The organism is Compostimonas suwonensis (genome assembly GCF_002797855.1).
GTDB classification, from domain to species: domain Bacteria; phylum Actinomycetota; class Actinomycetes; order Actinomycetales; family Microbacteriaceae; genus Compostimonas; species Compostimonas suwonensis.
On the sequence record NZ_PGFB01000003.1, the window covers coordinates 190,533 to 206,143 of the forward strand.

General features: G+C 69.0%; 14 protein-coding genes and 1 tRNA gene. 10 read left to right on the top strand and 5 right to left on the bottom strand.

The annotated features are described in order from the left end of the window. Positions 1-133 precede the first annotated feature (133 nt). Genes CLV54_RS08725 through CLV54_RS08735 form a run of 3 tightly spaced genes read right to left on the bottom strand, consistent with a single transcriptional unit; the run spans position 134 to position 4,030 of the window. Positions 134-1,774, bottom strand: coding sequence for a DNA repair helicase XPB (locus CLV54_RS08725; RefSeq protein ID WP_100344592.1), 1,641 nt, complete (start codon positions 1,772-1,774; stop codon positions 134-136). Between the two features lie 36 nt (positions 1,775-1,810). Beyond that, positions 1,811-3,685: a helicase-associated domain-containing protein gene (locus tag CLV54_RS08730; protein WP_100344593.1), complete on the bottom strand. Its 1,875-nt coding sequence runs from the start codon at positions 3,683-3,685 to the stop codon at positions 1,811-1,813. Positions 3,686-3,739: 54 nt separating this feature from the next. Beyond that, entirely contained in the window at positions 3,740-4,030 is a 291-nt protein-coding gene (locus CLV54_RS08735; protein ID WP_100344594.1) for a hypothetical protein, read from the bottom strand. 227 nt (positions 4,031-4,257) lie between these two features. On the opposite strand from CLV54_RS08735, the gene CLV54_RS08740 reads away from it, so the two are divergent. Then, positions 4,258-4,641, top strand: a complete 384-nt coding sequence (locus tag CLV54_RS08740) for a cold-shock protein (protein WP_100344595.1) — start codon at positions 4,258-4,260, stop codon at positions 4,639-4,641. Beyond that, entirely contained in the window at positions 4,634-5,302 is a 669-nt protein-coding gene (locus CLV54_RS08745) for a DUF3027 domain-containing protein (protein WP_100344596.1), read from the top strand. The genes CLV54_RS08740 and CLV54_RS08745 overlap by 8 nt, the downstream gene beginning before the upstream one ends. Before the next feature lie 89 nt (positions 5,303-5,391). Here CLV54_RS08745 and CLV54_RS08750 read toward each other — a convergent pair whose 3' ends face one another. Together CLV54_RS08750 and serC are read right to left on the bottom strand one after the other, a co-directional pair. After that, a complete protein-coding gene (locus tag CLV54_RS08750; protein ID WP_100344597.1) occupies positions 5,392-5,643 on the bottom strand; it encodes a DUF2530 domain-containing protein in 252 nt (83 codons plus the stop codon). Positions 5,644-5,656: 13 nt separating this feature from the next. Continuing rightward, positions 5,657-6,772 (bottom strand): phosphoserine transaminase, encoded by a 1,116-nt coding sequence (gene serC / locus CLV54_RS08755; RefSeq protein ID WP_100344598.1) that lies wholly within the window; start codon positions 6,770-6,772, stop codon positions 5,657-5,659. Positions 6,773-6,884: 112 nt separating this feature from the next. Here serC and CLV54_RS08760 point away from each other — a divergent pair, with 112 nt between their 5' ends. The 8 genes from CLV54_RS08760 to CLV54_RS08795 all read left to right on the top strand — a co-directional run bounded on the left by CLV54_RS08760 (position 6,885) and on the right by CLV54_RS08795 (position 15,563). Beyond that, the gene (locus CLV54_RS08760; protein WP_100344599.1) at positions 6,885-7,577 is read left to right on the top strand and encodes an iron-dependent transcriptional repressor DtxR; all 693 of its coding nucleotides are present in this window, start codon (positions 6,885-6,887) and stop codon (positions 7,575-7,577) included. Positions 7,578-7,997: 420 nt separating this feature from the next. Next, the gene (locus CLV54_RS08765) at positions 7,998-8,750 is read left to right on the top strand and encodes a C40 family peptidase (RefSeq protein ID WP_211294499.1); all 753 of its coding nucleotides are present in this window, start codon (positions 7,998-8,000) and stop codon (positions 8,748-8,750) included. A gap of 292 nt (positions 8,751-9,042) precedes the next feature. Then, on the top strand, positions 9,043-10,287 hold the full coding sequence (locus CLV54_RS08770; protein ID WP_157802885.1) for a CHAP domain-containing protein: 1,245 nt from the start codon (positions 9,043-9,045) through the stop codon (positions 10,285-10,287). Between the two features lie 388 nt (positions 10,288-10,675). Further along, complete coding sequence (locus tag CLV54_RS08775) at positions 10,676-11,179, top strand: HNH endonuclease (protein ID WP_100345016.1); 504 nt, start codon at positions 10,676-10,678, stop codon at positions 11,177-11,179. 134 nt (positions 11,180-11,313) lie between these two features. Further along, a tRNA-Arg gene (locus CLV54_RS08780) sits at positions 11,314-11,385 on the top strand. A 161-nt stretch (positions 11,386-11,546) separates the two neighbouring features. Then, on the top strand, positions 11,547-12,260 hold the full coding sequence (locus CLV54_RS08785) for an MFS transporter (protein WP_157802886.1): 714 nt from the start codon (positions 11,547-11,549) through the stop codon (positions 12,258-12,260). A 65-nt stretch (positions 12,261-12,325) separates the two neighbouring features. Continuing rightward, complete coding sequence (locus tag CLV54_RS08790; protein WP_245861529.1) at positions 12,326-14,014, top strand: cation:proton antiporter; 1,689 nt, start codon at positions 12,326-12,328, stop codon at positions 14,012-14,014. Between the two features lie 199 nt (positions 14,015-14,213). Then, complete coding sequence (locus CLV54_RS08795) at positions 14,214-15,563, top strand: alpha-L-fucosidase (protein ID WP_100344602.1); 1,350 nt, start codon at positions 14,214-14,216, stop codon at positions 15,561-15,563. The last annotated feature ends 48 nt before the right edge of the window (positions 15,564-15,611 follow it).

Genomic DNA, 15,611 nt, shown 5'->3' on the forward strand with positions numbered 1-15,611 from the left:
GGGTGTCGGGTCGTCCGACCTGTTTCGCGCCGACGTGGCACGCCTGCCGTCGCGGAGGCTCACCGTCTGGCGCCATGCCGGTCTGCGCCCCGCGTGCGCGGCGGACGATCCCGCCGCGGCGGGCGACCGACCTCTACGCGGCGAGGGCGTGCGAGTCGAGGATCGTGTAGCTGTAGCCCTGCTCGGCGAGGAAACGCTGGCGGTTCTGGGCGAAGTCCTGGTCGACGGTGTCGCGCGCGACGAGCGTGTAGAAGTTCGCCGACAGCCCGGACTCCTTGGGGCGCAGCAGCCGCCCGAGACGCTGGGCCTCCTCCTGGCGCGAGCCGAACGAGCCCGACACCTGGATGGCGACGGTCGCCTCGGGCAGGTCGACCGAGAAGTTGGCGACCTTCGAGACGACGAGCACGGTGAGCGAGCCCTCGCGGAACGCCTGGTAGAGCCGCTCCCGTTCGTCGATGGGCGTCGAGCCGGTCAAGGCCGGTGCGTCGAGGGCCTCGGCGAGCTCCTCGATCTGGTCGAGGTACTGGCCGATCACGAGGATGCGCTCGCCCTCGTGCTTGGCGACGAGCCGCTTCACGACGTCGAGCTTGGCGGGGGCCGTCGCGGCGAGGCGGTAGCGCTCGTCGTCGGCCGCGGCCGCGTAGCTGAGGCGCTCCGACTGGGGCAGGTCGATGCGCACCTCGTAGCAGGCGGCGGGGGAGATGAAGCCCTGCGCCTCGATCTCCTTCCACGGCGCGTCGAACCGCTTGGGCCCGATGAGGCTGAAGACGTCGCCCTCGCGGCCGTCCTCGCGCACGAGGGTGGCGGTGAGGCCGAGGCGGCGCCGGGCCTGCAGCTCGGCGGTGAGCTTGAAGACGGGCGCGGGCAGAAGGTGCACCTCGTCGTAGACGACGAGACCCCAGTCCATGGCGTCGAGCAGCGCGAGGTGCGCGTATTCGCCTTTCCGCTTGGCGGTGAGGATCTGGTAGGTCGCGATCGTGATCGGCTTGATCTCCTTGACCTGGCCCGAGTACTCGCCGATCTCCTCCTCGGTGAGGGTCGTGCGCTTGAGCAGCTCGGCCCGCCACTGGCGGGCCGAGACGGTGTTGGTCACGAGGATGAGCGTGTTCGTCTTCGCGGTGGCCATGGCCCCGGCGCCCACGAGCGTCTTGCCGGCGCCGCAGGGCAGCACCACGACACCCGAGCCGCCCTCGAAGAAGTTCGACACGGCCTTGTTCTGGTAGTCGCGCAGAGCCCAGCCGTCCTCCACGAGGGAGATCGGATGCGGCGTGCCCGGCGTGTAGCCGGCGAGGTCTTCAGCCGGCCATCCGAGCTTCACGAGCTCCTGCTTGAGCTGACCGCGGGCCCACGCCGCCACGAGGAAGGTGTCGGGGGTGGGGTGGCCGACGAGCAGCGGCGAGATGCGCTTGGCGTTGGCGATCTCGGCGAGCACGGCCTCGTCGCGGCTGCGCAGGATGAGCTCGCCGTCATCCGTTCGCTCGATGACGAGCCGGCCGTAGCGGCCGACGGTCTCGGCGATGTCGACGGACACCGTCTGCGGGATCGCGAACTTCGAGTACCGTTCGAGGGTCGCGAGCATGTCGTCGGCGGTGTGGCCGGCCGCACGGGCGTTCCACAGGCCGAGTCGCGTGATGCGGTAGGTGTGGATGTGCTCGGGCGCGCGCTCGAGCTCGGCGAAGACGGCCAGATCGTGGCGGGCGTCTTCGGCGAGCGGGTGCGCGACCTCGAGCAGCACGGTGCGGTCGCTTTGAACGATCAGTGGGCCATCAGACACAGCGAGCCAGCCTACTCTCCCTCGCGATGAGGGCTCTCAGGATCGCGCCCCTGCCGGCGTGATGGAGCTGATGCTCGCGAGGGGCAGGGTGCGTTCGATGTCTGCTCGCCGGTCGCGTGCCCGCAGGCGCCCGCCCGCGACGCTCGTGGGCTCGAGGAGGTACTCGACGGTCGCGCCGCCGGGCATGAGCACGCTCACGACGAGCTCGACCTTGGCACGGATGGCGACATCCAGCTGCCGGGCCAGCCAGGCCTCGCTCGTGAGTTCGGGGCTGCTCTGCACGGCCAGGCGCAGACGCTCGATGAGGGTGCCGGTGCGGTCGACGGATGCCGCGACCACCCGCCGCACGGCGCTGCGACGGGCGAGGCTCACGGTCTGGCCGTCGTGGTCTTCCGCGGCGACCGGGTAGCGGGCGTCGCTCAGCGCCCAGAAGACGATGTCGGGCTCGAAGCGGCTCACGAGGCGGTGTACGCCCGTGCGTCGCAGGGAGAGCGAGGAGAGCGACTGGTCGACCTCGATGGTGCGCAGCAGCTCGCCGTCGTCGGAGCGCACATAGCTCTGCGCCCAGGCGTCGGCCGCGCTCGGGTCGGTCGAGACGAGCCGGCCGACGCGCACCCGGCCGTACCGTTCGGCGGCTTCGCCGATGAGGTAGTCGAGCGGCTGCGGGATGCCGGTGAGCGAGAGCTCGGTCAGGAACTCGCGGATGCTGGCCGCCGTCTCGCCGATCGCGAGCGCGCGGTTCACGCTCGAGGCCGAGATGCGGTAGGTGGCGGCGAGGCCGCGGCTCTCGGGGTCGGCGAGCATCCGCAGGCGCGCGTCGAGGGCCGGCTCGAGGGGGCCGGGGGAGACGACGGAGAGGTCGTGCTGCAGGTAGACCTTCTGCACTTCGGGCGGGAAGAGCCCGGCGGCCACGGCGGCCGCGGCATCCGCCCCCTCGGAGACGAGCGCGGCACCCGCGGAGCTGGGCACACCGCCCGCCGTGATGCCGAGCAGCTCGGCGTCGCGTGTGTAGCTCACGATGCGGTCGTCGATCCAGCGCCCGCCGGCCGGGTACAGCCAGCCGACGTAGGCGCGCAGCCCGTCGCCCCAGCTGGAGTGCTGGCGCTCGCGCAGCACCTCGAGCACGTCGCGGGGCAGCGTGCGGCGCCACGACTCGGCGAGCTCGGCCCAGCGGCTCGCCGTCGACAGGCGGGTCCAGGCGTCGCCGGTCTCACTCGTCGACCAGCGGCCGTCGGCGCGGGCGACGAGCTCGGCGCGTTTCGCGATCGCCATGAGCGCGGGCACCTCGTCGAGCTCGACCGACATCGTCGTGGCGAGGCGTTTGCTGTCGGGCAGGGCGAGGCCGCCTTTGGCGAGCTCCCGTGCGGGCTCGCGCGTCAGCTCGGTCGTGAGCTCGCTCATCGCGGCGACGACCGTGAAGCCGCGCTCTGCGGCGAGCCTGTCGGTGGTGAGCGCCTCGAGGTCGGCGACGACGTCGAGCAGCGCGGGCGGAGGGGAGGCCACGAGGTCGTCGCCGTCACCCGCCCAGCTCGCGAGCTGTTTCGTGACCGCCTCATAGGGCGAGATCAGGCCGTCGGCGTCGCTCACGAGGGCGAGGGATGCCGCGACCGCGAGCCGCTCGGCGATCGCGGCGTGCTCCAGCCGCGAGCCGTGCTGCTGCAGCCATTCGACGAGGTCGCCGATGCGCGTCGGGCGCCCCGCGAGCCCGCCCGCGGCCACGAGGGTCGCGAGGGTGTGCCGGTCGAGCCGGCTGAGCTGCGTCTGGATCGACGCCGGCTCGAGCAGGGCCTCGGCGAGGTCGAAGAAATCGGCGATCCCGGCCGGCGTCACACCGCGCTCGGTGATGAGCGCGCGCAGGCGGGCGTCGTCGAACTCGCGCAGCTGCGCGGCGAGGGCCAGTGTGTCGGTCATCGCCGGTCACCGCGCCCGATCACTCGAGAGCTCCGGTCTCGCGTCGTGCAGACGTCAGCCGTTGTTGTTGCCTCGGGTTTCTCTGCGCCGGCGCACGGCGCTCACGATGACGAGGGCCAGCAGCAGCAGGAAGCCGATGGGCAGGCCGAAATAGGGGAGCAGGATGACGCTGGGCCACAGGCCCTTGCTGAAGCCGTCGTTCGCTCCGGCTCCCGCCGAGGTGCCGATGAGGATGGCGATGAAGCACAGGATGGAGAGCGCGACGATCGAACCGGCCATGTAGGCGAGGGCGCGTTCGGCCCGGTTGACGGAGGGCGCAGGCGTCTGCGCGGGATCAGAGGTCACAACATCTAAGGATAGAGGCAGTGGAGGGCGCTCGCAGCCGGGACGGGGGACGGGCGATGCCGGGCGGTCGCGACATCCGCTCTCAGCCCGCCCTGCAGCCCGCTTTGCAGCCCGCCCCGCAGCCCGCCCTGCGACCCGTTCTGCAACCCGTTCTGCCGCCGGGGGATCGCCGGGGCGGCCAGGCGAATAAGCTAGTGGTTCGCAGTTGCAAGTGAAAGAGGTCCCGCATGCCAACCGGCAAGGTCAAGTTCTACGACGACGAGAAGGGTTTTGGCTTCATCAGCTCCGATGACGGCCAAGAGGTCTTCCTGCACGCGTCGGCTCTGCCCGCGGGAACCCAGGGGATCAAGGCGGGCACCCGTCTCGAGTTCGGGGTCGCAGAGGGCAAGCGCGGCGCTCAGGCGCTGTCGGTGCGCGTTCTCGACGCACCCCCGAGCCTCGTCAAGATGTCTCGCAAGCCCGCTGACGACATGGCCGTCATCATCGAAGACCTCGTGAAGGTGCTCGATGGCCTCGGCACCAACCTGAAGCGCGGCCGCTACCCCGACAACGCCCACAGCCGCAAGATCGCCGCGCTTCTGCGCAAGGTCGCGGACGAGCTCGATGCCTGACGACGACGGCGCCGACAAGGCGCTCCTTCAGGCGGTGGATGTCGCCCGCGCGGCGCTGCTCGAGATCACCCCGGCCGCCACCGTCGGCGAGCCCATCGGCCACGTGGTCGAGGGGGAGCACGTGCTCTCCCTGCTCTTCGCCAACACCCAGCCGGGCTACCGCGGCTGGCACTGGACGGTGACGATCGCCCGCGTCGACGAGGAGTCGGCCCCGTCGGTGCTCGAGGTCGAGCTGTTGCCGGGTGAGGACGCCCTGCTCGCACCCGACTGGGTGCCGTGGTCGGAGCGTCTCGCCGACTACCAGGCCGAGCACGCTGCCGACGGCGAGGACGCCGCCGAGAGCGACGACGAGGAGTCGGAGGAGGGCGACGAGCTCGACGACGACGATGACGACGACTCGCTCGACGACGACGTGCTCGACGTGATCGAGGACGACGTGCTCGACGGGGTGCTCGACGACGCGGATGACGACGACTCGGACGATGACGAGTCGGATGACGACGACGAGTCGGACGAAGAAGACGAGTCGGACGAAGAAGACGACGAGTCCGATGACGACGACGAGTCCGATGACGACGACGAGTCCGATGACGACGACGAGTCCGATGACGACGACGAGTCCGACGACCTCGACGAGGACGCGGACGAAGATGGTCGCTAGGCCTCAGGCGGTTGTGCGGTTCCCTGAGCGGGTCGGTCGCTCAGGGAACGACCGGCTCAGGGAATGACCGGCTCAGTGAACGAGCAGTCTCAGCGGCCCGCTCGCGCCCGGCGGCGGTTGCGCACGGCGACGAGCAGGCCGACGAGGCCGATGCCCACGCCGATGCAGCACACCCACAGCCACCAGCCGCGGCCGGCGGCGTCGAGTGCGCCGAAGACGATGAGCATCACGGCGCCGGCCACGAGCCACAGGATCGTTCCGACCAGCAGCGGCCAGCGGTCATCCGTCTGAGCCGGCTCCGGGTCGGGCAGCCGTTCGCCGTCTTTCACCCACAGGCGCATACGCGAGCCCGCCTCAGGCCATCCGCTCGACGACGTACTCGATGCTCGAGATGAGCGAGCGGATGTCGTCGGGCTCGATCGCCGTGAACGTCGCGATGCGCAGCTGGTTGCGCCCGAGCTTGCGGTAGGGCTCGGTGTCGACGATGCCGTTCGCGCGCAGCGTCTTGGCGACGGCCGCGGCATCCACGGTGTCGGCGAAGTCGATCGTCACGACGACCTGCGAGCGGTGCGCGGGGTCGGCGACGAAGGGGGTCGCGTACTCGACCGACTCGGCCCAGCTGTACAGGGCGTTCGACGACTCGGCGGTGCGGGAGGAGGCCCAGGCGAGCCCCCCGTTGCCGTTGATCCAGTCGACCTGGTTCTCGAGCATGAGCAGCGTCGCGAGCGCGGGGGTGTTGAGGGTCTGCTCGAGGCGCGAGTTGTCGATCGCGTTCTGCAGGCTCAGGAACTCGGGGATGTAGCGGCCGCTCGCCGCGATGCGGCCGACCCGCTCGATGGCGGCGGGGGAGAACAGCGCGAGCCAGAGCCCGCCGTCGGAGGCGAGGTTCTTCTGCGGTGCGAAGTAGTAGACGTCGGCCTGCGAGGCGTCGAAGTCGATTCCGGCCGCTGCGCTCGTCGCATCGACGACCGTGAGCGCGCCCTCGTCGCCGTGCACGCGGGTGACGGGGGCCATGACGCCCGTGGATGTCTCGTTGTGGGGCCAGGCGTAGACGTCGACGCCCTGGCGCACCGCTGGCTCGCTGCGCGATCCGGCGGGGGCGGCGATGATGTCGGGGGCCTCGAGGAACGGGGCGGCCGCGGCCTTGCCGAACTTCTGGCCGAACTCGCCGAAGGTGAGGTTCTGGCTGCGGCGCTCGATGAGCGAGAAGGCCGCGGCATCCCAGAACGCGGTCGAGCCGCCGTTGCCGAGCACGACCTCGTAGCCGTCGGGGATGCGGAACAGCTCGGCGAGGCCGGAGCGCACGGAGCCGACGAGGTTCTTCACCGGCGCCTGGCGGTGGGACGTGCCCATGATCGCGGCGCCCGCGGTGGCGAGGTAGTCGAGCTGTTCGGGGCGGACCTTGGATGGTCCGCAGCCGAAACGACCGTCGGCGGGCAGGAGTTCTGAGGGAATGATCACGTCCGGCATCCTGTAATTGTAGGGGCGCGAGCTATGAGGCCTGATCGAATTGAGTGTCGTTCTCGGCAGGTAGGCTTAGAGAGTCGTGTCGGCGGGCGCGCAGATGTTAAGGGAGGCCTCGATGACTGATCTCATTGACACCACTGAGATGTATCTCCGCACCATCCTCGATCTCGAGGAGGAGAACATCGTTCCCCTGCGCGCGCGCATCTCGGAGCGGCTCGGCCACTCCGGCCCCACGGTCTCGCAGACCGTCGGGCGTATGGAGCGCGACGGCCTCGTCGTCGTCTCGGGCGACCGCCACCTCGAGCTCACCTCGTCCGGTCGCGCCAAGGCCGTGCACGTCATGCGCAAGCACCGCCTCGCGGAGCGGCTCCTGAGCGACGTCATCGGGCTCGAGTGGGAGTTCGTGCACGACGAAGCATGCCGCTGGGAGCATGTGATGAGCGAGCAGGTCGAGCGCAAGATCCTGCAGATCCTCGACCATCCCACCGAGAGTCCCTACGGCAATCCGATCCCGGGTCTCGAAGAGCTCGGCGCGGAACCCGCCGTTTCTTTTATGACGGGGGTCGTCAACATCGTCGAGGTCGTCTCGGCAGCTGAGGGCCCCGTCACCGCCACCATCCGCCGGCTCGGCGAGCCGGTGCAGTTCGATCCCGAGCTGCTCGCGCAGCTTCGACAGTCCGGGGTCATGCCCGGCGCGGAGGCCGTCTTCTCGTCGGCCGGGTCGTACGTGCTCGTGCAGGTCGAGGGCTTCGGCGAGGGCCTGGAACTGCCGAGCGAGGTCGCCAGCCACATCTTCGTGGCGATCTGACGACGTTTGACCAACTTTTTTTGCCCCCTTTTCTGAGGGGTAAAACCCCTGGAATCCGGGGGGTTCGAGGGCTCACACCGTTATCAATTCGTTAGAAATGCGACGAATGGATGTGACAAAGGCCGGTCGGACCCGTATTCTCGAACACGCCCATGAGCCAGAAGCCGGTTCGGGGGCCCCGGTCAAGACGTCCCAACGCTCGTCTCTTGCCCGCGGAAACTTGCAATCGCAGCAGTGACGAGGCAACTACCTAGTGTTGTTAGGGCGCCGGAGGTTACAACTTTGGCCAACTTAGGTGAGAACAGCTCTTTCGAGAGCCATGATCCGAAACACACGCAACACAGACCCGGAAAAGACGTCAGCAGGCCGTCCAGCCGCCGTGAGCTCGCCGTACCGAGCACAGCGCCGCAGGGCCGCCCCGTGGCCGCCAAGCCCCCGACCCGCAAGCCGCAGCCGTCGAAGAAGAAGGCCGGCGTTCTCAGCGTCGCCGTCATGGCCCTCATCGTCCCGGGCCTCTTCGCGACCGTCGCACTGCCGGCCTACGCCTTCGACCCGGCCGGCGGCGACGCCCAATTCGGCACCTCTGCTGTCGACGGGCTCAAGAAGACCGACGCGCAGTCGATGACCGTCGACGAGGCGGCCACCGCCACCACGGTCACGCGCGAGAGCTACACCGCGACCACGCAGGAAGAGCTCGACGCTCAGAAGGCCGCAGCGGAAGCGGCCGCTGCGGCGGAGGAAGCCGAGAAGCAGCGCCAGGCGAACGCCGCGTCGTTCTCCTCTTTCTCCGGCCCCACCGCATCCGACCTCCTCGCCGCCCCGCCGTACCCGAGCTACAGCCTCGAGCAGCTCTACAACGTGGCGCTCAGCTACCAGGGCGTTCCCTACGTCTACGGCGGCGCGACACCGGCCGGCTTCGACTGCTCCGGCTTCACGCAGTACGTCTTCGCCCAGTTCGGCATCGGCATGGCGCACTCCTCCAACGCGCAGGGCGCGATGGGAACTCGCATCTCCGAAGCGGATGCCGTGCCCGGCGACCTCGTCGTCATGCCCGGCCACATCGGCTTCTACGCCGGCAACGGCAACATCCTGCACGCGCCCTACGAGGGCACCGTTGTGCGCATCCAGCCCATCTGGACGAGCGACTACTACATCGTGCGAATCGGCATCTGACCGGCATCCTCCACCGGTGTGCGAACGGCGCTCGACCTGCGGGTCGGGCGCCGTTTCTCATGCCCCGTTATGAATGTGTTACAAACTCGTTCCAGAACGTGACAAACGCCGTCCAGTTCCATAGTCTCTATGGTGTCCTTCCGACCAGAAGCCGGTCGAAGGGCACGGGTTGAGATGTCCCCCCGCTTTCCGTCTCGTCAACCCGTACGGTGCGCACGGTCCATGACGACGCGACGCGTGTGCCTGACATACGGAGGGTCGGGTCATCCGATCGGGGCCGGAGGTTGTATACGTGACCGCTTCGAGCGAATCGGGTGAAACCGAACAGCCGCTGAGCGCGTCAGACGACCACATCACACCTCCCGTGTACTCCTCCCGCCGCGAACGGCGTCTCGCCGAGAGGGCCGGGGTTCGGGCTCCCGCTGGTTTGAGTGTTCCCGCTGCCGCGTCGCCGATCGAGCGGATGCCGGCCGCCGCGAGCGAGACGGCCGTGACTGTTCCTCCCGCCGAGGCCGCCCCCGCCGCGGTTTCGCGCAGAGACGCCGTGGCTGCCGAGCGCGCGGCCGTCGTCCCCGTCACCACGGCCGTCGTGCCTGTCGTCGCGTTCCCGGTCGAGCGCACCGCCGCTCCCGCCTACCTCGCTCCCGCCGCCGATGCGGCTCCCGTGTATCTCGTCGCGTCCACGTCGGTGTCCGCTGCTTCCGCGGCTCCGGTCGTGAGGGCATCTGCCCCTTCAGTCGCTCCCGCCGCTCCCGCGGCCGAGAAGGCCCTGCCGTCCGGCTCGCCGAAGACCGTGCCCGATCACAAGCGCAAAGCCGGATGGCTCAACATCGCGATCGTGGTGGCCGTCGTGCCGGGGCTCTTCGCGACGTTCGCCCTGCCCGCCTACGCGTTCGCACCCGACGGCGAGTCGGGGTTCACGACATCCGCTCTCGACGGCTTCAAGGATTCGAGCGCCCAATCGGTGACGGTCGCGGCATCCGCCGACGCGGTCATCACGCGCGAGAGCTACACCGCGACCAGCCAGGAGGAGCTCGACGCCGCCAAGGTCGAGGCCGCCGAGGAGGCCGCGCGGCAGTCGCGCATCGCCTCGTACGTGGCGGGCGCCGTGACGGGGGTGCGGGCCGAGGGCGACGACTACCCGTGGGCGTTCGAGCTCCCCGACTCGGCGGGCGGCGGGCTCTCCCCGCTCGGCTACTACTTCCGCGAGTGCGTGGACTTCGTGGCCTGGCGCCTGAACCGCGACGCCGGCTCGCTCACGCCTCCCTACAAGTTCGTCTGGTCGAACCTCACCCCCAGCGGCGGCAGCGCCTACAACTGGGCGAACGCCTGGCAGCAGGCCGGCCGGATGACGGGTTCCACTCCGGTGCCGGGCTCGGTCGCGTGGTTCAACGGCAACCATGTCGCCTACGTGCAGAAGGTGAGCGAGGACGGCCAGCAGGTCACCCTCGAGGAGTACAACTGGGGCAACGACCACGCGTACCACACGCGCACGGTGGAGGCGTCATCCGTACCCCTCTATCTGTACGCGCCCTAAGGGCCTGCTGAGCCTTCACCGGGTGCCCGGGTGCCTTCTGCCCTGATTTCGCGTGAATTCTGTGTAAACGGGATCGGTCGCGGCGTGCCCCGACTTCGTAGATCGGCCGGAGTGGGTTAGCCTGATGCCCTGAACACCGTGAGAGATCCCGGGAGAGCCAATGGTCGAGCTTCGTAGCATCCACACCTCGGACGCGCGCGGCTTTGTGCAGTCGAAACTGCACTGGCACCTGCGGCACAGCAGTCGAACGATACTCGACCATTGTCTGGTCGTGAAGAGCGCCGTCATCTGACGGTGCTCTTTTTTGTTTAATTGCTCGTCCCTTGATCGGTGGTCTACCGACAGTCGAATATCTGGAAGCCGTCCAGAACGTTTCGTGGGAGACAACATGCGCACATTGGTCCTCAACGCCGGGTACGAGCCGCTCGCCGTCGTGTCGTTCAAGAGAGCCCTGGTTCTCGTGATGAATAGGAAGGCGTCGATCGTCGAGATCGACGCCGGACACCCGGTCTGGGGCTCCTCGGGCGCGTACGAGCGGCCGTCGGTGATCATCCTCACCCGCTACGTGCGCCTGCCGCACGGCCGCAACGTGCCGATCAGCCGCCGCGGCGTCCTCCGCCGCGACGACCACCGCTGCGGCTACTGCGGCAAGGCGGCCTCGACCATCGACCACATCCAGCCCCGCTCCCGCGGCGGCAAGGACACGTGGGAGAACCTGGTCGCCTGCTGCCTGCGCTGCAACAACATCAAGAGCGACCACACCCCCGCCGAGATGGGCTGGTCGCTGCGCTTCGAACCCCGGATGCCGCACGGCACCAACTGGGTCGTGCGCGGCGTCGAGCGGCCCCTCCCGCAGTGGAGCGAGTACCTCGCGACGGCTGTCGCGGCGTAGGGGAGTGCGGGGTCGTCGTACCTATTCCCTGCCAAGCCTCTCGCTCGCGAATCCGCAGGAGGTGCGCCAAACCTCGCCGTTTCGCGCACCTACTGCGGGCTCGCGCCCCCCTCTCCGCTAAACTTGTGCAGTCCGCCTCTGTAGCTCAGTGGAAGAGCAATTCCGTCCTAAGGAAATGGCCGGGGGTTCGAATCCCTCCAGGGGCACTTCTGTGTGAGCAGCGGAAGGATCTGGAACGACCGTTGCGCCGGCTGTGTCGGTGCTCTGCGTATTTCGGTTGGATCCTCGGTGATCGATTGCGAATATATCTCCATCGCTGAGATGCAACATGAGGCTGAGCCTCGGGACTCGGCGATCCCTTCTGCACGTGGCAGTACGACCTGCGCCCCTGTTCGCGGTCGCCGTGCTCGTCGGCGGACCGCTCGCCGCCGTGATCGCGGGGGAGCGCTCGAGTCGCGACCGACCGAGGGAGAGGTTCTCGGCATCCATGCTGCTCTCGAACTTCTCGTTCCCGCGCAAGCAGTCCCGCGACTTCCACTTCGCGCTCAGCGGCAAGCTGCTGTTCGTCGTCGGCTACTACTCGGTGACGGGGTACCAGCTCTACATCCTGACCGACTACATGAAGCTCGACCTCGCGGAGGCGGGAGCGCTCATCGGCACCATCGGCCTGGGCACCTCGCTCGTCTTCGGCTTCCTCGCCGGCCCGATCAGCGACCGGATCGGCCGGAGGAAGGTGCTCGTGATCGGCTCGGCGATCCTCGTCGCCGTCGCGACGCTCCTGCCCTTCGTGTTCCCCTATCCGTGGGCGATGCTGCTCTTCGCCCTACTCGGAGGCATCGGCAACGGTGTCTACAACTCTGTCGACCAGGCGCTCAACACCGAGGTGCTGCCCTCGCCGGACACGGCGGCGAAGGATCTCGGCATCCTCAACCTGGCCAACACGGGCGGCCAGATCATCGGCCCGGGCGTGACCTCCGGGATCGTCGGTCTGACGGGCGGCTACGGCGTGGTCTTCGTCGCGGCCGCCGGTGTGCTCGTGGTCGCGGCGTTCCTCATCGCGCCCATCAGATCCGTGCGCTGAGGCCGCCGCCGCGCCGCGCGGTTCGAACGCGCGGCGCGGCGCGCGCCGGTCAGTAGGGTGGTCCCGTGAACGGTGTGCAGCTGCTGTTGGTGATCGTGGGGGCGATCGCCGTCACGGGCCTGGCCCAGCGCAGGGGCCTGCAACCGGCGCTCGTCATCACCCTCGTGGGCTTCGCGGCCTCGTTCATCCCGGGTTTCACGCGTCTCGAGCTCGACTCCGAGATCATCCTCGGCATCGTGCTTCCGCCGTTGCTCTACTCGGCGGCGCTCAACTTCTCGTTCTTCTCCTTCGCGCGCAACTTCCGCCCGATCATCGGGCTCGGCGTCGGACTCGTCGTCGTGACCGCGCTCGTCGTCGGGGTGTTCGCGGCGTGGGTGGTCCCCGCGCTCACGGTCGGAACCGCGGTCATCCTCGGCGCGATCGTGGCGCCGCCGGATGCCGTCACCGCGGTCGCGGTCGGCCGCAAGCTCGGTCTGCCCAAACGGGTGATGTCGATCCTCACGGGCGAGAGCCTCGTCAACGACGCCGCTGCGCTCACCCTCTTCACCATCACGGTGGCGGCCGTCACCGGTGCTCACACCCTCGTCGAGAATCCGGTGCTGCTCTTCCTCTACAGCGCCGTGGTGGGGATCGTGGTGGGTCTGGTGCTCGCCGTCGTGGCCGTGCTCATCCGGCGGCTGCTGAAGGACTCGGCGCTGGAGACGGTGCTCGGTCTCATCGTGCCGTTCGCCGCCTACCTGCTCGCCGAGCAGTTCGAGGCGTCCGGAGTGCTCGCGGTGGTCGCAGCCGGCTTCGCGATCGGCGCGAGCTCGAGCGAGGCGGGCTACGAGACGCGTCTGCAGGAACGGCAGGTGTGGAGCTCGCTCGACGTGCTGCTCGAGGCCTTCGTGTTCGCCTACATGGGGTTGCAGCTGCGCTTCGTGATCCAGGATCTCCGCGACGCCGGTGAGTCGGTGTGGCTGGTGTTCGGTGTCGGCGCGCTCGTGCTGCTCGTGGTGCTGCTCATCCGGCCGGTCTGGGTCTTCCTGTCGTTCGGGCGGCATTTCCTGGCCGATCGGATCATGCGGCGCAAGATCGCGAGCGATGAGCGGCTGCGAGAGCGGATGCGGCGCGAGAACGAGGCTCGCATCGCCCGCGGTCGTCGCCCCCGGCGCTATCCCGTGTACCTGGGATGGCGCGAGAGCCTCGTCGTCTCGTGGACGGGGATGCGCGGGGTGGTCACGCTCGCCGCGGCCGCCGCCGTCCCGCTCGTGATCGCTAACGGCGAGCCGTTCCCGGGTCGCGCGGAGATCCAGGCGATCGCGTTCATCGTGGCTGTGGGCACGCTGCTCATCCAGGGCCTGACGCTCCCGGCCCTCATCCGCTCCCTCAAGCTCAGCGACCCCGGGCAGGAGCAGTACGACCGGGAGCAGGCCGAGCTCGCGCGCACCGTGGCGAGGGACGCCTCGGTGTCGGTATTCGCGGAGTTCCTCGCCGCCCCGCCGCCGGAGGTTCCGCCGGAGCTGCTGGTTCGCGTCACCGAGATGGTGGCCGAGCGCTCCGACGACGCCGAGCGCGACCCGGAACCCGACGACGCCTCGCGCTTCGGGGAGATGTTCGGAACCCTGTATCGCCGGGTGCTCCAGGCGCAGCGTGCGGCCGTGGTCGCCGAGCGCAATGCGAACCGGCTCGACGACGACGCCGTGCGCGGGTTCCTCGAGAAGCTCGACTACCAGGAGGCGGCGATCGTCTCGCGGCTGGGCAACCGCCTCTAGCTCGGAGTCCGTGCCCCGGGGAGGCTTCGCCCCGAGCTTCAGCCGCCCCGTCGGATGCGGCCTGATCGTCTCGCCCGATCGACGGCTGAGGCCCGTGCCGGCTGCGCACCTCCCTCGAGGTCACCCTGCGTCATTTGCTCCCGATTGCAAATATCCGATAGGATCAATGAAATCAGCTGAACTCAGGGAAGAGGGATAGATGAGCCAGGCTCAGACCGCTTTTGTCCGGTCCACCGCATTCGAGCTGCCGGGCGGCGAATGGTTCGACGGCGCCGGCCTCGGACTCTTCGTGCACTGGGATCAGGCCAGCCAGCAGGGGCTCGAGGTCTCCTGGCCTCTGGTCGCCCGCTCGATCATCCCCGGCGTCGACAAGGTCGAAGACAGCGTGACCATCGAGCAGTACCAGTCGACGGCGGCGACCTTCGACCCCGCCGAATGGGATGCCGCCGCTCTCGCGCGCCATGCCAAGGACGCCGGTGCGACGTACGTCGTCTTCACCGCGCGGCACCACGCCGGCTACAACATGTTCTTCACCGAGCAGTCCGAGTTCGGGGTCGAGTTCAGCCCGATCGGGCGCGACATCACCCGGGAGTTCGTCGACGCGGTGCGTGCGGAGGGCCTGCGGGTAGGCATCTACTACAGCCTGCCCGACTGGAACCACCCCGACTACCCCGCCTTCACCGTCGACGACCTGCCCTACGCCGAGGAGCACTGGCCCGCCGCCGGCGACCCCGCCTTCGCCGACAGCGAGGTGGCGACCGACAGGTTCCGCCGCTCGAGCCCCGAGGAGTGGAGCCGCTACCTCGACTACGTGCGCGCCCAGCTCACCGAGCTGCTCACCAACTACGGCACGATCGACCTGCTCTGGTTCGACGGCGACTGGGAGCGCTCGGCCGCCGAATGGACGGCACCGGGTCTCCGCCGTCTCATCAAGAGCCTCCAGCCCGACGTCATCATCAACGACCGCCTTCCCGGGCAGGGCGACTACCGCACCCCCGAGCAGGCGTTCCCCGCCACCGCGCCCGACGGGCCGTGGGAGCTCTGCCTCACGATCGGCGAGATGTGGGGCTGGCGTCCCGGCGACACCCGGCTGAAATCGTCGCACTCGCTCGCTGCGACTCTCGTCGACGTCGTCAGCCGCGGCGGCAACCTGCTGCTGAACGTCGGCCCGCGGGGAGACGGGAGCCTTCCCGAGACCCATGTCGAGCGTCTCACCGAGATCGCCGACTGGATGCAGAAGCACCGCGAGAGCGTCATCGGCGTCTCCCCGACGACCGGGATCGACTTCTTCGGGCCGAGCACGGCCCGCCCCGGAACCCTGTATCTGCATCTCGTGATGCAGCCGGTCGAGGAGATCGTCGTGCGCGGGCTGCCCGTGCGCGACATCAGCGGCATCCGCCTGTTGCAGACCGGTGAGCCGCTCGACCACAGCGTCTCTTTCGAGGTGCACTCCATCGAGATCGGCGAGGTGACCACCGGCGAGATCCGGATCCCCGCCCCCGCCCCCAGCGGCGCCGTGATCGACGTCATCGCCATCGACTTCAGCTGAGCCGCGCCCCGGCCGCCGACCGTGCGGCTCGACCGCGCTCGCGATCCA